13 protein-coding genes are annotated in these 17,065 nt (G+C 73.7%); 8 read left to right on the forward strand and 5 right to left on the reverse strand.

Annotation, left to right across the window (positions count from 1 at the left end; all coding sequences use genetic code 11):
• Positions 1-115: 115 nt before the first annotated feature.
• Positions 116-2,854 (forward strand): SpoIIE family protein phosphatase, encoded by a 2,739-nt coding sequence (locus OG448_RS01705; RefSeq protein WP_405550943.1) that lies wholly within the window; start codon positions 116-118, stop codon positions 2,852-2,854.
• A gap of 7 nt (positions 2,855-2,861) precedes the next feature.
• On the opposite strand, the gene OG448_RS01710 is transcribed toward OG448_RS01705, so the two are convergent.
• Positions 2,862-3,353: a GNAT family N-acetyltransferase gene (locus tag OG448_RS01710; protein WP_405550946.1), complete on the reverse strand. Its 492-nt coding sequence runs from the start codon at positions 3,351-3,353 to the stop codon at positions 2,862-2,864.
• Positions 3,354-3,412: 59 nt separating this feature from the next.
• Here OG448_RS01710 and OG448_RS01715 point away from each other — a divergent pair, with 59 nt between their 5' ends.
• Positions 3,413-3,994 (forward strand): TetR family transcriptional regulator, encoded by a 582-nt coding sequence (locus OG448_RS01715; RefSeq protein ID WP_405550948.1) that lies wholly within the window; start codon positions 3,413-3,415, stop codon positions 3,992-3,994.
• Between the two features lies 1 nt (position 3,995).
• Here the strand turns inward: OG448_RS01715 and OG448_RS01720 are convergent, their stop codons facing one another.
• Complete coding sequence (locus OG448_RS01720; protein WP_405550951.1) at positions 3,996-5,834, reverse strand: glycoside hydrolase family 15 protein; 1,839 nt, start codon at positions 5,832-5,834, stop codon at positions 3,996-3,998.
• A 144-nt stretch (positions 5,835-5,978) separates the two neighbouring features.
• On the opposite strand from OG448_RS01720, the gene OG448_RS01725 reads away from it, so the two are divergent.
• Positions 5,979-6,185, forward strand: a complete 207-nt coding sequence (locus OG448_RS01725; RefSeq protein ID WP_030805020.1) for a hypothetical protein — start codon at positions 5,979-5,981, stop codon at positions 6,183-6,185.
• A 22-nt stretch (positions 6,186-6,207) separates the two neighbouring features.
• Here OG448_RS01725 and OG448_RS01730 read toward each other — a convergent pair whose 3' ends face one another.
• From OG448_RS01730 to OG448_RS01740, 3 genes are all read right to left on the reverse strand, one after another.
• Positions 6,208-7,176 carry a lysylphosphatidylglycerol synthase domain-containing protein gene (locus OG448_RS01730; protein ID WP_405550954.1) on the reverse strand — a complete coding sequence of 323 codons (969 nt, stop codon included), beginning with the start codon at positions 7,174-7,176 and terminating at the stop codon, positions 6,208-6,210.
• Between the two features lie 171 nt (positions 7,177-7,347).
• Positions 7,348-9,699 (reverse strand): glycoside hydrolase family 65 protein, encoded by a 2,352-nt coding sequence (locus tag OG448_RS01735; protein WP_405550956.1) that lies wholly within the window; start codon positions 9,697-9,699, stop codon positions 7,348-7,350.
• Entirely contained in the window at positions 9,696-10,436 is a 741-nt protein-coding gene (locus OG448_RS01740; RefSeq protein WP_405550958.1) for an HAD family hydrolase, read from the reverse strand. The genes OG448_RS01735 and OG448_RS01740 overlap by 4 nt, the downstream gene beginning before the upstream one ends.
• A 104-nt stretch (positions 10,437-10,540) precedes the next feature.
• On the opposite strand from OG448_RS01740, the gene OG448_RS01745 reads away from it, so the two are divergent.
• From OG448_RS01745 to OG448_RS01765, 5 genes are all read left to right on the forward strand, one after another.
• Entirely contained in the window at positions 10,541-11,206 is a 666-nt protein-coding gene (locus OG448_RS01745; protein ID WP_405550960.1) for a nucleoside/nucleotide kinase family protein, read from the forward strand.
• A gap of 165 nt (positions 11,207-11,371) precedes the next feature.
• Complete coding sequence (locus OG448_RS01750; protein WP_405550961.1) at positions 11,372-13,045, forward strand: phospholipid carrier-dependent glycosyltransferase; 1,674 nt, start codon at positions 11,372-11,374, stop codon at positions 13,043-13,045.
• 54 nt (positions 13,046-13,099) lie between these two features.
• Positions 13,100-14,038 carry a MurR/RpiR family transcriptional regulator gene (locus tag OG448_RS01755; protein ID WP_405550962.1) on the forward strand — a complete coding sequence of 313 codons (939 nt, stop codon included), beginning with the start codon at positions 13,100-13,102 and terminating at the stop codon, positions 14,036-14,038.
• 176 nt (positions 14,039-14,214) lie between these two features.
• A complete protein-coding gene (locus OG448_RS01760; protein ID WP_405550963.1) occupies positions 14,215-14,595 on the forward strand; it encodes a hypothetical protein in 381 nt (126 codons plus the stop codon).
• Between the two features lie 99 nt (positions 14,596-14,694).
• On the forward strand, positions 14,695-17,064 hold the full coding sequence (locus OG448_RS01765) for a SpoIIE family protein phosphatase (RefSeq protein WP_405550964.1): 2,370 nt from the start codon (positions 14,695-14,697) through the stop codon (positions 17,062-17,064).
• The last annotated feature ends 1 nt before the right edge of the window (position 17,065 follow it).

The raw sequence follows: 17,065 nt of genomic DNA on the forward strand, positions 1-17,065 counted from the left end.
CCGCCGACCGGGTGAGCGCGGGGGTGGCGCAGGTGAGCGCGGATGGGCGCCACCACGCCCGTCACCTCGGGGTACGGCCTCGCCTCACGGAGCGCGGCAGTGTAGACATGGGCACATGGTGCGACTGCCCGGCCGACCCGACACGCGGGCGCCCCGTTCGTTCGGGCATCCGCGCGCGCCCATAGGCGCGCGGCGTCCGGGCGGTGACGGCGAAGGCGGTCGGCCCGGCGTGCTGCGCGCCGCGGCGACGGGACGCAGCCTGGCGGGACAGGTGTTCCTGCTCCAGGTGGTGATCGTGCTGCTGCTGGTCGTGTCGGCCGTGGTCGCGCAGGTGCTCCAGGTACGGCACGACAGCAGCCTGGAGGCCCGTAACCGCTCCCTGTCCGCCGCCGGTTCCTTCGCCAACGCCCCCGGTACGGCGGCCGCGCTGCGCTCGCCCGACCCGACGGCGATCCTCCAGCCGAGCGCCGAGGCGGCCCGCAAGGCGACCCACGTGGACTTCATCGTCGTGATGAACACCCAGGGCATCCGCTACACCCACCCCGACCGGGACCGGATCGGCAAGAAGTTCGTGGGGACCATCGAACCCGCGCTGCGCGGGGAGACGGTGGTCGAGGAGCTGACCGGCACGATCGGACCCCTGGTCCAGGTGGTCGTCCCGGTGCGCGACTCGGACGGCAAGGTGGTGGGGCTGGTCTCGGCGGGCATCACCACCGCGCATGTCGGCGGGGCGGCCGACCAGCAGGTGCCGCTGCTCCTCGCGGCGGCCGCGGCGGCACTCGCGCTGGCCACGGCGGGCACGGCCCTGGTGAGCAGGCGTCTGCTGCGCCAGACGCACGGCCTCGGCCCCTACGAGATGACCCGGATGTACGAGCACCACGACGCGGTGCTGCACGCGGTCCGGGAGGGTGTGCTGATCGTCGGCGACGGCGGCAAGCTGCTGCTCGCCAACGACGAGGCGCACCGACTGCTGGACCTGCCCGAGAACGCCGAGATGCGCGGCGTGCTGGACCTGGGCCTGGACGACGAGACGGCCGGGCTGCTCGCCTCGGGACGGGTCGCCACGGACGAGGTGCATCTGGTCAAGGACAAACTGCTCGCCATCAACCAGCGCCCCACCGATCTGCGCGGCGGCCCGCCCGGCAGCGTCACCACCCTCCGCGACTCCACCGAGCTGCGCGCCCTGTCCGGCCGCGCCGAGGTGGCCCGCGAGCGGCTGAACATGCTGTACGACGCCGGGGTGGGCATCGGCACCAGCCTGGACGTGAGCCGTACGGCGGAGGAGCTGGCCGAGCTGGCGGTGCCCCGGTTCGCGGACTTCGTCACGGTGGACCTGTTCGATCCGGTGCTGAAGGGCGAGGAGCCGAAGCCGGGCAACGAGCTGCGGCGGTCGGCGTTCAGCGGCATCCGCAAGGACGCCCCGCTGTATCCGCTGGGCGAGCGCATCCGGTTCGTGCCGACCTCGCCGCAGGCGCGCAGCCTGGCGACCGGGCAGTCCGTGGTGGAGCCGGACCTGCGGGCGGCGCCGGGCTGGCAGGCGCAGGACCTGGAACGCACCGAGCAGATCCTCGAGTACGGCGTCCACTCCCTGATCACGGTGCCGCTGCGGGCGGGCAATCTGGTGCTGGGGGTGGCGAACTTCTGGCGCTCGGAGAAGCCGCAGCCGTTCGACTCCGAGGACCGGGCGCTGGCGGAGGAGCTGGTGGCGCGGGCGGCGGTGTCCATCGACAACGCCCGCCGCTACACCCGCGAGCACAGCATGGCGGTGACCCTCCAGCGCAGCCTGCTGCCGCGCACGCTGCCCGCGCAGGACGCACTGGAGATCGCCTACCGGTATCTGCCCGCGCAGGCCGGGGTGGGCGGCGACTGGTTCGACGTACTTCCGCTGCCGGGCGCGCGGGTGGCGCTGGTGGTCGGTGACGTGGTCGGGCACGGGCTGCACGCGGCGGCGACGATGGGCCGGCTGCGTACGGCCGTGCACAACTTCTCCTCGCTCGATCTGCCCCCGGACGAGCTGCTGGGCCTGCTGGACGAGCTGGTGGCCCGCCTCGACCAGGACGAGACGCCGGAGGACGGCGCGGCCGCCGTCACGGGCGCGACCTGTCTGTACGCGGTGTACGACCCGGCGTCCCGGCGCTGCACCATCGCGCGGGCCGGGCATCTGCCGCCCGCGCTGGTGCTGCCGGACGGCACCGTGGAGTTCCCGGAGGTGCCGGCCGGTCCCCCGCTGGGCCTGGGCGGGCTGCCGTTCGAGACGGCCGATCTGGAGCTGCCGGAGGACAGCCGGCTGGTGCTGTACACGGACGGGCTGGTGGAGGACCGGGAGCGGGACATCGACCAGGGGCTCGACCTGCTGCGGGACGCGCTGCGGCACGCGCCGGGCGCCTCGCCGGAGGAGACCTGCCGGGTCGTCCTGGACCGGCTCCCGGTCCGCCCCACGGACGACATCGCGCTGATCGTGGCCGAGACCCGCGTCCTGGGCGAGGACCAGGTCGCCCAGTGGGAGGTGCCCGCCGACCCGGCGGCCGTGTCGGAGATCCGCGCCGAGGTGACCCGTCAGCTCGCCGACTGGGACCTGGAGGAGCTGACCTTCACCACGGAGCTGATCCTCAGCGAGCTGGTCACCAACGCCATCCGCTACGGCCGCGGCCCCATCGGCGTACGCCTGCTGCGCGGCCGCGCCCTCATCTGCGAGGTCTCGGACGGCACCACCACTTCCCCGCACCTCCGCTACGCCGCCAGCACCGACGAGGGCGGCCGCGGCCTCTTCCTCGTCGCCCAGCTCTCCGACCGCTGGGGCACCCGCTACACCCCGACCGGCAAAATAATCTGGGCGGAACAACCGCTTCCTTGATGCTCCGCTAAAGGGAGCGCCGCCAGGTCTGGCCGACCAGGTCGTGGCCGAAGCTGTGGTGTCGGTCCTCGGCGGTGAGCTGGAAGCCGTGGCGCTCATAGAGCCGGCGGGCGGAACCGAGGACGTCGTTGGTCCACAGAGTGATCGCCCCGTACCCGGCCTCTCGGGCGAAGGTCAGGCACTCCTCGATCAGACGGGCGCCGACACCGAGCCCGCGGGCCGCCGGGTCGACGAGGAGCAGGCGCAGCTTGGCGGTCCGGTCGTCCGCGCGCACGCAGAAGACGCAGCCCGCCCGCTGCCCGTCCACCTCAGCGATCCAGGCCGCCTGCGGTCCGGGTTCCTTGCCGTCGGCGTAGTCGGCGACGATCCGGCAGACCAGCGCCTCGAAGTCGGTGTCCCAGCCGAACTCCCGGTCGTAGAACTCCCCATGGGCCATGACCACCCACCCCAGGTCGCCCGGTCGGCCCAGGGGCCGTACGGCCGCCGTACGCTCCGTCATCGCGTCCTCCCGGTACCCTTCCGTGTCACTGAAACGACTGTTTCAGTAGACTAGCTCCGGTGAGCCCCTCCGAGCCAGACCCCTCCCCCCGCCGCCGGGAACTGCTGGAGGCGGCCTACGCCTACGCGCTGCGCGGTGGCCTGGCGGACCTGTCCCTGCGCCCGCTCGCGGAGGCGATCGGGTCCAGTCCCCGGGTGCTGCTCTATCTGTTCGGCAGCAAGGACGGCCTGATCCGCGCCCTGCTCGCCCGGGCCCGGGCAGACGAGCTGGCCGGGCTGCGGCGGATCATGGACGCGCGGGAGGAGCCCCGGGGGCTGCGGCCGGTCGCGGTGGAGCTGTGGCGGTGGCTGTCCGACGACGCCCACCGGGGGCTGCTCACCCTGTGGGTGGAGAGCTACGCCCGTTCCCTCACCGACCCGGACGGACCCTGGGGCGGCTTCGCGCGGGCCACGGTGGAGGACTGGCTGACGTTGCTCGCGGCCGCCCAGCCCACCGCATCGCGCGAGACCGAGGGTGCTCGGGCGCGACGCACGCTGGTGCTCGCGGTGCTGCGGGGCGGGCTGCTGGACCTGCTCGCGACGGGCGACACCGTGCGCGTCACGGCGGCGGTCCACCGTCAACTGGCCGCGGAAGAAGGTTGATTCACCCCAGCGCCTTGTCCAGGTTGAAAGCCGCGCTGATCAGCGCCAGGTGGGTGAACGCCTGGGGGAAGTTGCCCTGTTGTTCGCCGGTGCGGCCTATTTCCTCGGCGTAGAGGCCGAGATGGTTGGCGTAGGTGAGCATCTTCTCAAAGGCCAGGCGGGCTTCGTCGACGCGGCCGGCACGGACCAGCGCCTCGACGTACCAGAAGGAGCAGATGGAGAAGGTGCCCTCGTCGCCGCGCAGGCCGTCGGGGCTGGACTCGGGGTCGTAGCGGTAGACGAGGGAGTCGGAGACCAGGTCCTCGGTGAGGGCGTCGAGGGTGGAGAGCCACTTCGGGTCGGTCGGCGCGATGAACTTGGCGAGCGGCATCATCAGCAGGGACGCATCCAGGACGTCGCTGTCCTCGCACTGAGTGAAGGCGCCGCGCTCCTCGGACCAGCCGCGGTCCATGATGCGGCGGTAGATGTCGTCGCGGGAGCGGCGCCAGCGGGGCAGGTCTGCGGGCAGGCCGCGGCGGTTGGCGAGGCGGATGGCGCGTTCGATGGCGACCCAGCACATCAGCCGGGAGTACAGGAAGTTCTTCCGGCCGCCCCGCGTCTCCCACACGCCCTCGTCCGGCTGGTCCCAGCGATCGCACACCCAGCCCACCAGGTGGCACACGTCGTCCCACTGGGCGCTGGAGATCGGCTGGGCCCACTTGTCGTAGAGGTAGATGGAGTCGATCAGGGCGCCGTAGATGTCGAGTTGGAGCTGCGGGGCGGCGGCGTTTCCGACGCGGACCGGGGCCGAGCCCAAGTAACCCTCCAGGTGCGGGAGTTCCCTCTCGGGCAGCTCGGCGCGGCCGTCGATGCCGTACATGATCTGGAGCGGGCCCTCGACGGCTCCGTCGCCGGGGCTGATGTGGGTGGTGAGGAAGCGCATGAACGCCTCGGCCTCGCCGGTGAAGCCGAGCCGGAGCAGGGCGTACACGGCGAAGGCGGCGTCGCGCACCCAGACGTAGCGGTAGTCCCAGTTGCGCTCGCCGCCGAGCTGCTCGGGCAGGCTGGTGGTGGGGGCGGCGACGATGGCGCCGGTGGGGGCGTAGGTGAGCAGCTTCAGGGTGAGGGCCGAGCGGTGCACCATCTCCCGCCAGCGGCCCCGGTAGCGGGACTGGGCGAGCCAGCGGCGCCAGTAGTCGACGGTGGCGTTGAACTCGTCCTCGGCCTCGGCGTGCGCGCAGCCGCGCGGGGCGATCTCGCCGCCGGCCTGGTCCAGCGCGAACACCGCGCTCTCGCCCTCGCCGAGCTTGAACTCGGCCCGCGCGTCCTGGCCGTCGCTCTCCATGGCCACGGTGGCGGTGAGCGCGAGGGCACGCTCCCCGGCGTCGAACACCAGCCGGCCCCCCTCCTCGCGCAGGGTGTGCGGGTCGGCGCCGTACCCGAAGCGGGGCGCGACCAGGGCACGGAACGGCACCGTGCCGCGTACGCAGACCACGCGGCGGATCAGCCGGTGCCGGCCCTCCTCGCCGGGGCGGACGGTGCCGACCGGCATGAAGTCCTGCACCTCGCCGACGCCCTCCTCGGTGAAGAAGCGGGTGATCAGCACGTTGGTGTCGGGGAAGTAGAACTGCTTGGTGTGCGCCGGGACGGAGGCCGCCAGCTCGAACCGGCCGCCGCGCTCGGCGTCCAGCAGCGCGGCGAACACGCTGGGGGCGTCGAAGGACGGGGAGCAGTACCAGTCGATGGTGCCGTCGCTGCCGACCAGCGCCACGCTGCGCAGGTCCCCGATGAGGCCGTGCTCGGCGATCGGCAGGTAGCGGTGGCCCTGCCGGGTCTCCTGCTGGAAGGGCGTCTCGGCCATCGCTGCGGCCTCCCGGTCCGGTGTAGGGCTGCACGTCCAGCGTAGGCCGCTCGGGATGCGTGTGGGCGCCCGGCGGCCGATGGTGAGAGTGTGCCCCGTTCGGCGGCACCGGCACGGATGCGCCCATCCGGAGGAGGAGGCACCATGTCGAGTTCCACGCCCGAAGAGTCCCGGTCGATCGACGACCACTGCACTCCCGACGCCCTGCTGCACACCGCCCCGGCCAGGGACGTCACCCCGGAGGACCTGGTGATGGCGGCGGGCAGGGACGTCACCCCGAAGACCCTGGACTGGGCCCGCCGCAAGCTGGAGACGGAGGGCTCGGCGGCGATCGAGAAGCTCCTGCCCTAGCGGGAGCACCCCACGCAGCCCCTCACAGCGCCTTGCGGCGCACGAGTACGGCGAGGGTCAGCAGGCCGGGCGGCAGTGGCAGCCAGACGGTCAGCATGCGGTAGCCGAGCACGGCGGAGGCGGCCGTGGCGGCGGGCGCGCCGGACGTGGCGAGCGCGAGGACGAGCGCCGCGTCCAGCGAGCCGAGCCCGCCGGGTGTGGGCAGCAGGGCGGCCGCGCCGCTGGCGGCGAGGTAGAGCAGGGCCACCTCGGGCGCGGGCAGCGGCAGCGCGACGGCGCGCGCCACCGCGACCAGCACCGCGCAGTGCAGCGCGGCGAAGCCGAGGGACCCGCCCCACAGCGCGGCCGCGCGCGCCGGCCGGGCGTGCACGGCCCGTACGTCGGCCAGCAGGGCGCCGAGGACCCGGCGGCAGCGCGGCCACAGCGGCCCGGCGGCGACCGCCGCGACCAGCAGCGCCGCGCCGAGCGCGCCGGTCAGCCAGACCAGCGGCAGTTCGGGCACGCGCAGCAGCCCCGGGCAGAACGGCACCAGCAGCGCGATCAGCAGCAGCTTCGACACGCCCCCGGCCCCGCCCTTGACGGCGAGCGCACTGGCGGAGCGGCCCATGGGCAGCCCGCAGCGCATCAGGAACCGCAGGTTCACCGCCCCGGCGCCGATCCCGGCGGGCAGCAGATGGTTGGCGGCGCAGGCGGCGAACTGCGCCGCCACGAGCCGGACGCCGGGCAGCCGCTCGACGACGGCCCCCTGCTGGGCGAGCGCGGAGGCCGCCCAGGTGCCCACGGCCGCGACCGCCCCTACCGAGAGCCAGCCCTGGTCGGCCACGGTGAGCCGCACGGCGCCACCGCGCACCGTGGGCCAGTACCGCTGGGTGAGGTAGGCGAGGACGAGCAGGACGCAGACCAGCAGCCCCACCTGCCAGACGAGGCCCCGCGGACGCGGCCCCGGACGGCCGGCCGGAACGGGGAGCACTTCGGGAGCGTCCTGGATCATCGGCACCCCTCCCCCTCCACGGAAGCACCCGTCGCCGACGCCCAGGGAAACCGGCGGCGGAGCGACATCACGGTCAAACTAACGCGGAACCACACCCCCCGCCGCCCCCGTACGGCCATACGGCGGTGGCCCAGCACACGGCGAGGGGACAACGGGGTGGCCGGGGGGGGCTCAGAGCCCCTTCGGCACCCGGTGCGGCGGCTGTTCCGGCGTCGGGCGCGGGGTGAGCGGGGGCACGGTCCGCACGGCGGGCTCGTCGGCCTCCAGCATGACGGTCTCCCCGTGGTGCTCGATGATCAGGGGCGGCCCTTCGAGGAGTGTGTACGTCGCCTTGTCCCCGGCGATCTCCACGCGCAGCCGCCGCCCCCGGAACTGGAGGTGGAAGGCGAGCTTGCGCAGCCGCTCGGGCAGCCGGGGCGCGAAGCTCATCCCGGCCGGGCCGTTCAGCACCCGCCGCATGCCGCCGAACCCGGCCACCAGCGCCATCCAGGTGCCGGCCAGCGAAGCGATGTGCAGTCCGTCGCGGGTGTTGTGCTCCAGGTCGTGGAGGTCCATCAGCGCCGCCTCGGTCGTGTAGGCGTAGGCGAGCCGCAGATGGCCCGCCTGGGCGGCGATGACGGCCTGGCAGCAGGCCGACAGGGAGGAGTCGCGGACGGTCAGCGGCTCGTAGTAGGCGAAGTTCCGGGCCACCTGCTCGTCGTCGAAGAAGGAGGCGCAGGTGTACATCGCCAGGACCAGGTCGGCCTGCTTGACGACCTGTTTGCGGTAGAGGTCGAAGTACGGGAAGTTCAGCAGCAGGGGGTACTGCTCGGCGCGGGTACCCGCGAAGTCCCAGCGCTGGTAGCGGGTGAAGCCGGCGCTCTGCTCGTGCACGCCGAGTTCGTCGTTGTAGGGGATGTTCATCGCCTCGGCCGCGTCGCGCCAGGCCGCGCTCTCCTCCTCGTCGGCGCCGAGATGCTGCGCCTCCTCGGGGTAGCGTTCCACGGCGTCGGCGGCCGCGAGCAGGTTCTGCCGGGCCATCAGGTTGGTGTACGTGTTGTCGTCGGCGACCGCGCTGTACTCGTCGGGCCCGGTGACGCCGTCGATGTGGAAGGCCCCACGGTGGTCGTGGTGGCCCAGCGAGCGCCACAGCCGGGCGGTCTCCACCAGCAGCTCCATGCCCACCTCGCGCTCGAAGCGGAGGTCACCGGTGGCCTCCACGTACCGCACGACCGCGTCGGCGATGTCGGCGTTCACATGGAAGGCGGCGGTGCCCGCGGGCCAGTACGCCGAGCCCTCCGAGCCCTCGATGGTCCGCCAGGGGAAGGCTGCGCCGCCGAGCCCCAACTGGGCCGCGCGTTCGCGGGCGGCGTCCAGGGTGTTGTGGCGCCAGCGCAGCGCCTCGGCGACGGCCCGTGGCGCGGTGTGGGTGAGCAGGGGGAGTACGAACATCTCGGTGTCCCAGAAGGCGTGCCCGTCGTACCCGGAGCCGGTGAGGCCCTTGGCGGGGATGGCGCGCTGCTCGGCGCGGGCGCCGGCCTGGAAGACGTGGAAGAGGGCGAAGCGGACGGCCTGCTGGATCTCCTCGTCGCCGTGCACCTCGACGTCGGCGCGCGCCCAGAAGTCGGCGAGGGCCTCGCGCTGGGCGGCCAGCAGCCCTTCCCAGCCGTCGTGGGAGGCGGCGGCGAGGGCCGCGTCGACCTGGTCGGCCATGGCGGGCAGCGAGCGGGTGCCGGACCAGCCGTGCGCGACCAGTTTCTCCACCCGCAGGGTGTGTCCGGGCTCCAGCACGGAGGTGACGGTGAGCCGGGCGACGTCGATGCCGCTCTCGCTGCGGCTGGTGGTGCGGCCGGGCCCGGTGACGACGTGGTCGGCGCCGACCGCGACCCTCAGGCCGCTGCGCTTGGTGCGGTGCACCAGCCGCAACCGCTCCCCGGAGGCGAAGCCGTCCTCCTGCTCCAGCGGCGAGCGCAGGCTCATCGCGGCGCGCGGGTCGCCGTTGGGCTCGGGCAGGCTCTCGTTGGCGACCAGCTCGGACTGGATCACGACCCGGCTGGGGCGGCCCACGGCCTCCACCTCGTAGGCGACGGCGGCCACCGCGCGCTGGGTGAGGGAGACCAGCCGGGTGGAGCGCACCCGGACCGTGGAGCCGGCCGGGGAGGTCCACTCGCAGGTGCGTTCCAGCACCCCGCGCCGCATGTCGAGGACGCGTTCGTGGGAGATCAGACGGCCGTAGCGCAGGTCGAAGGGTTCGTCGTCCACCAGCAGGCGCAGGATCTTGCCGTTGGTGACGTCGATGACGCTCTGCCCGGACTCCGGGTAGCCGTAGCCCGCCTCCGCGTACGGCAGCGGGTGCACCTCGTGCACGCCGTTGAGGTAGCTGCCGGGCAGGCCGTGCGGCTCGCCCTCGTCGAGGTTGCCGCGCCAGCCGACGTGCCCGTTGGACAGCGCGAACACCGACTCGCTCTGGGCGAGCACGTCAAGATCGAGGGTGGTCTCGCGCACGTGCCAGGGCTCGACCGTGTACGCCCGCTCAGTGATCACTGCTTCCCTCCCAGCTCGGCGAGGTCTTTCACGACGATATGCGCGCCGTGGGCGTACAGCGCGTCGGCCTGCCCCGTGCGGTCCAGGCCGACCACGTATCCGAAGCCCCCGGCGCGGCCCGCGTCCATCCCGGCGAGGGCGTCCTCGTAGACGGCGGCGCGCTCCGGGGGCACGCCGAGGTCCTTCGCGGCGGCCAGGAAGGTGTCGGGTTTCGGCTTGCCCGGCAGGTGCCGTTCGGCGGCCACCACGCCGTCGATCCGTACGTCGAAGAGGTCCTCGGCGTCGATCGAGCGCAGCACGTCCTGGCAGTTGGCGCTGGAGGAGACGATGGCGGTGGCCAGGCCGGCTGCGCGTACGGCGGCCAGATAGCGCAGCGTGCCCTCGTACGCCTCGACGCCGTCGGTGCGGATCTTCTCCAGGAGCAGTTCGTTCTTGCGGTTGCCGAGGCCCTGCACGGTACCGGCGTCCGGCGGGTCGTCGGGGCCGCCCTCGGGGAGTTCGATCCCGCGGGACTTCAGGAAGGAGCGGACGCCGTCGGCGCGGGGGCGGCCGTCCACGTACTCGTCGTAGTCGGCGACCTCGTCGAACGGCCGCGCGTCCGGGCCCTCGTGGTCGCGGAGGAAGGCGTCGAAGGTCTCCTTCCAGGCGGCGGCGTGCACGACGGCCGTCTTGGTGACCACGCCGTCGAGGTCGAACAGGCACGCCTGGATGGTGTCGGGCAGTCCGAGCTGAGTCATACCCTGCTCCCTTCCCCGGATCGGGCGCGGCGATCACGCCGTCCGGAGCGGAAATGGGGCGCCCGGCGGCCGCCCGGCGCACACCCGGTGGCACACTCTGCTCCATGCCGCCGACCTTCGACGATCTTCTCCTCCGCGCCCGCAGCCTGGTCAAGAACCGACGGCGCGCGATCCTCGGCATCGCGGGCGGTCCGGGCGCGGGCAAGACGACCCTCGCCGGACACCTGGTGCGCGCCCTGAACGCGGACGGGCCGCCCTGGGTGGCGCACGTCCCGATGGACGGCTTCCACCTGGCCGACGCCGAACTGGACCGGCTGGGCCGCCGGGACCGCAAGGGTGCCCCGGACACCTTCGACGCGGCCGGGTACGCGGCGCTGCTGCGGCGGCTGCGCGAGACCACGGCCGACGCGGACGAGGTGGTGTACGCGCCCGCCTTCGAGCGGGACCTGGAGCAGCCGGTGGCGGGTTCGATCCCGGTGCCGGCGTCGGCGCGGTTGGTGGTGACCGAGGGCAACTACCTTCTGCTGCACGAGGGTTCATGGGCCGGGGTACGACCGCTGCTGGACGAGGTCTGGTACTGCGAGGTCGACGAGCCGGAGCGGGTGCGGCGGCTGGTGGCCCGGCACGTGGAGTTCGGCAAGGAGCACGCGGCGGCGGTGGCCTGGGTGCTCGGCACCGACCAGCGCAACGCCGACCTGATCGCCGCCACGCGGGACCGGGCGGACCTGCTGATACCGGCCTCGGCGCTGCCCGTACCCGGCCGGGGCTGAACCGGCGCCCGCCGGGGCCCGTATCCGTGGATGCGCGGCGGAGGGTCCGCCGAGGGGACCGGCGGGGGCGGTGGCACCGCCGGTCGCGGGAACGGTGTGCGGACACGGCCCCGGCCGGGGCGGATCGGCACCGGGACCGGTGCGGCCCGTGCCACCGTGGGGCGGATGATGGCGAGCGAACACCACGGGACCGGGACGATCCCCGCGCCGACGCCTGAGCACCCGCCGCTCCCCCGCACCCGTGGGCGCCGGTGGCTGGCGCCGCTGCTCGTGGCGCTGCTCCTGGGCCAGATGGCGGCGGCGATGGTCACCACGGCCGTCCGGCAGACGCCCACCATCGACGAGCCGGTGTACGTGGTCACGGCCACCGACTACCTCCATGAGCACCGGCTGCGCTACAACCCCGAGCACCCGCCGCTCGGCAAACTGCTGATCGCGGCCGGGATCGCGGTGGCCGCCCCGCACTACGACCCCGACTTCCCCGGCACCCAGGGCGAGGCGGGCCGCCATCTGCTGTACGAGTCGGGGAACGACCCCTGGCGGCTGATGCTGTGGGCGCGGCTGCCGGTGATCGCGCTGACACTGCTGGGCGGGCTGGTGGTGTTCGCCTTCGCACGGGACCTGGCCGGGAGGGCGGCCGGTCTGGTGGCGCTCGCGCTGTACGCCTTCTGCCCCGACGTCGTCGCGCACGGCTCGCTGGCCACGCTGGACCTGCCGGTGACCGCCTTCCTGCTGACCTCGGTCTGGCTGGCGTGGCGGGCGCGGGGCCGGCCCCGCCTGTACGTGCCGCTCGCCGGGGCGGCGCTGGGCGCGGCGGTGGCGACGAAGATGAGCGCGCTGCCCGCGATCCCGCTGCTGATGCTGCTGGCCGCCTGGTCGGTGTGGCACGCGCGAGCCGGTGCCGGGCGGCGTCGCAGGGTGCTGTCGGCGCTCGGGAGCGCGGCAGCCGTGCTGGCGGTGGCGCTGGCCGTCGTCTGGGCCACCTACCTGGCGGTCGACCCCCGGCTGGGGTTCGCGCCCGCCGAGCCGATCCCCCCGCTGGCGGGCAAGCGGGCGCTGGTGAGCGGTCTGCTGCCGCTGCCGTCCGCCTACGGCGCCGGGCTGCGGATGCAGTTCGCGCTGGAGTACTACCCGTGGGAGGGGTTCCTGTTCGGCCGCGTGTACACCGGCGCCCTCTGGTACTACCTGCCCGTGGCCCTCCTGGTGAAGACCCCGCTCGGCCTGCCGGCCCTGGGCGCGGCCGGCGCCGTGACCGTACTGGCGGTTCCGCGCCTGCGCCCCGCGGCCCCGTACCTGCTGCTGCCGCCCGCGCTGCTGCTGGCGGTGGCGACGACGGGCGCGCGGGACTTCGGCACCCGGTACGCGCTGTTCGTCCCGGTGTTCCTGGCGCTGGCCGGTGGCTGCGTCACGCTGTGGCGGCGCCGGTGGGCGGAGGCGCTGGCCGGGGTGCTGGTGCTGTGGGTGGCGGTGAGTTCGCTGCGGACGTTCCCGTACTACCTGCCCTACGCCAACGAGGCGTTCGGGGGCCCCGCGCGGACGCATCGGCTGCTGCACGACTCCAACGTGGACTGGGGCCAGGACCTCGGCGCCCTCGCGGACCGGCTGCGGGAGCGGTACCCGGGCGAGCGGGTGTGGCTGGTGTACAAGGGCAGCGGTGTCCCGTCGTACTACGGCATCCACGCGGGCGCTCCCCTCACGGTGCCGCCGGAGCGGGTGCGCGGACTGCTAGTGGTGTCCGACTCGGCGGTGGCCAAGGCGCGGGGACGGCTGGCGGAACTGATCCGCACGAGCCGCACGGTCGACGACGTGGGGCACTCGATCACGGTGTACCGGCGCTGATCCCCGGGGCCGACACGCGGGGTCACCAGGGGTGGTGAGCTATGTTGATGCGTCGTGGGAGACAAAGTCGACGGTCCGGCGCACTCGCCGCAGCAGGCGCGCGCCCAGGCATCAGCGATCACCTCGGGCGGCCCCGCCACGGGTGCCGAGGCCGCGCCGACCTCCCAGCTCCGGGCGCTCTTCGACGGGCCCCGGCTCTCCCCCGGGCAGCGCCGGGTGGCGCAGTACCTGATCGAACACCTCACCGAGGCCGCGTTCCTGTCCATCACCGAGCTGGCCGACCGGGCCGGGGTCAGCCAGCCCTCGGTGACCCGGTTCGCGGCCGCCGTGGGCTTCAGCGGGTATCCGGCGCTGCGGGAGCGGCTCCAGTCGATCGCGCTGGGCGCGCTGGCAGGTCCGGGCGAGGAGGACCGGGCGAACGAGCTGCAGGCGGCCGTGGACGCGGAGATCCAGAACCTGGAGCATCTGCGCCGCGATCTGGCGGACCCCGAACGGGTGATCCGGGTGGGCCGGGAGCTGTCCCGTTCCACTCCGCTGACGGTGCTGGGGCTGCGTATCTCGGGGTCGCTGGCGGAGTACTTCGGTTACGCGGCCCGGCGCATCCACCCCGACGTGCGGCTGGTGACGCGGGGCGGCAGCGTGGCGTGCGACGCGCTGCTCCAGTCCCGTGAGGCGGGCGGCACCTGGGTGCTGGCGTTCGCCATGCCCCGGCACGCGCAGGAGACGCTCGCCGCGCTGCGGGTCGCGCGGGAGGCGGGGCTGAAGGTCGCGCTCGTCACCGATCTCGCGCTGGGCCCGCTTGCGGAGGAGGCCGACGTCACCTTCGCCACCGGCACCGGCTCCCGGCTGGTCTTCGACTCCTATGCCGCCCCCGGTCTGCTGGCCGCCGCGCTGCTCCAGGCGATGACCGACGCCGACCCCGAGCGCACCCAGGCCCGCCTGGAGAAGTACGAGCAGGTCGCCGACCAGCAGCAGTTCTTCCTGCGGGACTGATCCGCGGCGGATCTTCCCGCACCGGCACGGATGAATGTTTTCATACGTCTTGAAAAGCGGTTGGCATATATAAATACTGCTCACGGATTCCGTGGCGGCCCCGCCCGGCCCACCCGGGCCAGGGCCGCCCCCACCCGTCGGACCCCCCTCTCCGGCGACGAGGCACACCGGAAGCGATGAGCATGCCGATCACCACCACGCGCATCAGCCCCGACTGGCCCTGCCAGGTCAAGCGGCCGGGCAGCTACGACTGGGAACGCTCGGCGGCCAAGTGGCTGCGCGAACTGATCCCGGCGCGCTACGCCAGCTATCCGGCGCTGATCCGGCACCCCGTCCTGCTGGCCCGGCACGCCGGGCTCCAGGTGCAGCAGGAGATCCGGGTGGCGCGCACCGCGCTCCAGACCGCCCGCGCGGAACTGCCGATGCTCGGGCTGCCGGAGTCGGTCATCGAGCACACCATCAAGCTGTACGCCGCCGAGCTGCTCCAGCTCCAGCACATCGCGCGCAGTGTCCGCGCCGTATCCGAGGCGCTGGGCACCCGTGGTACCGGCCGCTGACCCCGCCTTCCGCGCCCCCGGTCCGACGCCCGCCGCCCCTGATGGGAACGGCTGTGCCGGACAAGTGAGCGAACGGCCGGGGTGTGCCATGCTCATCGCGTGACGAGCGAGCCCACCCCTTCCGTGGAGACCGGTTTCGGCGCCGATGTCGCGGCGCTGGCCAAAGTCGTGGCCCGACAGCGCGCCGAGATGGAGCGGCTGCGGGACCTCACCGCGTCCTCGGCGGTGCTGGAACGCGCCAAGGGCGCGCTGATGGCCCTGACCGGCCAGTCCGCCGACGCCGCTCACGAGGAGCTGCTCGCCCGCGCCGAGGCCGGGCGCCGCACCCTGATCGAGGAGTGCTGGCTCACCCTGGGCGCGCTGGAGCCCCCGAAGTCGACCGCGCCGGACGCGGACCCGGCCGGTGTGCCGGCGCCGGCGTCCGCCTCCCGTAAGCCCGCGCCGACCGTGCCCGGCGACCTCGCGGACGTCCTCGCCGACCTGGGCCGGGCTCTGGTGCGGGTCGGCTCGCCGCAGGAGCTGGCCGGGTATCTGCTGCGCCACCTGGGCCCGGACGCGGCCGCCGACGCCGTCCTGCTGTACCAGCGCCTCCCCGGGGACGGCCTCGAACTCATCGGGTACGCGGGCATCGACGCCGCCCTCGCCGGGCGCTGGCACCACATGCCCGAGGTGAACAGGCTCGCCCCGCTGGACTGCCTGCGCACGGGCGAGCCGCGCTGGCTGGAGAACCTCGATGAGGACCGGCGCCAGTTCCTGCTCGGGGACCCGCCGGAGCGGTGGCTGTCCCGGGCCTGGCTGCCGGTGCCGGGCGGGCCCGGCTCGGGCGTGGCGCTCGGCGTACTGCGCACCCAGCAGGGATCGTTCGAACCCCGCGAACGTCAACTGCTGCTGGGCGCGGCCCGGTTGTGCGCGGGGCGGCTGCGGGCCTTCGACGCGGACCGGGCGGGCGACGCGGGCGGCATCACCCCGTACGTGCAGACCGTGCTCGACGCGCTGCCGGGTGCCGCGATCCTGCTGCGTCCGCTGCGCGCCGCGTCCGGGGCGGTCGAGGACTACCGGATCGAGGCCGCGAGCCCGGAGGCGGTCGACGTGTTCGGCAACACCGGGCGCGAGATGCTCGGCCGGCAGATCCTCGAGAGCTATCCCACCGTCGCGGGCGAGCAGTTGTGGCACGGCTATCTGACGGCGCTCACCACGGGTGTGCCCTTCGAGAGCGCGCCGTTCGCCTACCAGGACGTGGTGGACGGTGTACCGGTGACCGCCACGTACTCCGTGCGGGCGGCGCCGCTGGGCGACGGGCTGCTGGTGACCTGGCTCCGGCTGGACCCGGTGGACCGGCAGGAGCAGCGGCTCTGGGACGTGCAGCGGCTGGGCAACCTGGGCTGGGCCAACTGGAACCTGGTCACCGGTGAGATCTCCTGGTCGGCACAGACGTACGCGGTGCTCGGTCTCAACGCGGCGCGCGGCCCGGTGCCGCTGGCGGAGCTGCCCGGGCTGGTGGCGCCGCAGGACGCGGCTCCGCTGCGGGCCGCGATCACCGAACTCGTGCACCACGCCCGCCCCTTCGACGTGCCCTTCCGTACCGACGCGCCGGACGGGGTGCGGCATCTGCGGATCGTCGCGGAGGCGGTGACCGAGCCGGACGGCACCCCCGCCGAGGTGCACGGGTTCGTGCAGGACCTCACCGCCCAGCGCAGCGCGGAACTCGCGCTGGTCGAGAGCGAGCGGGCGATGCTGCTCCAGCGCGGGGTGCTCCAGGCCGAGCGGGCGCTGGCCGACCGGTTGCAGCACGCGCTGCTGCCGCTGCCGGCCGGGCCGGTCCGGCTGGCCGGGCTGCGGGTCGAAGTCGCCTATCTGCCCGCCCAGTCGGGTATCCAGGTCGGCGGTGACTGGTTCAGCGCCATCGAACTCTCCGACGACGCGGCGCTGTTCGTGGTCGGTGATGTAGCCGGGCACGGCATCGGGGCGGTGGCCACGATGGCCCAACTCCGGTTCACCGCCAAGGGCATGGTGGGTACCGGCTCGTCACTGACCGGCGCGTTGACCCGGCTGAACACCCTGCTGCTGCACTCACGGGACGGCCGCTCCACCGCCACCATGGTCCTCGCCCGCTACGACCCCACGACGCGCGTGCTGACCTGGGCCCAGGCCGGGCACCCGCCGCCGTTGCTGGTGCGCGGCGGCACGGCCCGCTTCCTCACCCGGCCCGTCGGCATGCTGCTCGGCGCGAGCGCGACCCCGGTGTACGACTCCGCCGAGGCCCGGCTGGAGCCCGGCGACCGGCTGCTGCTGTTCACCGACGGCCTGGTGGAGCGCCCCGGCGAGGACGTCCACGCGGGCTTCGCCCGGCTCGCCCACACGGTCCGCACCAAGGGCGGCGACAGCCTGGACTCGCTGCTCGCCTCGATGCTGGTGGACGAGCACCGCGACGACGTGTGCGTGGTGGACATCCGGCTGCCGGAGGAGTGAG

This window comes from Streptomyces sp. NBC_01171, assembly GCF_045039805.1.
In the GTDB taxonomy this organism is placed as follows: Bacteria; Actinomycetota; Actinomycetes; order Streptomycetales; family Streptomycetaceae; genus Streptomyces.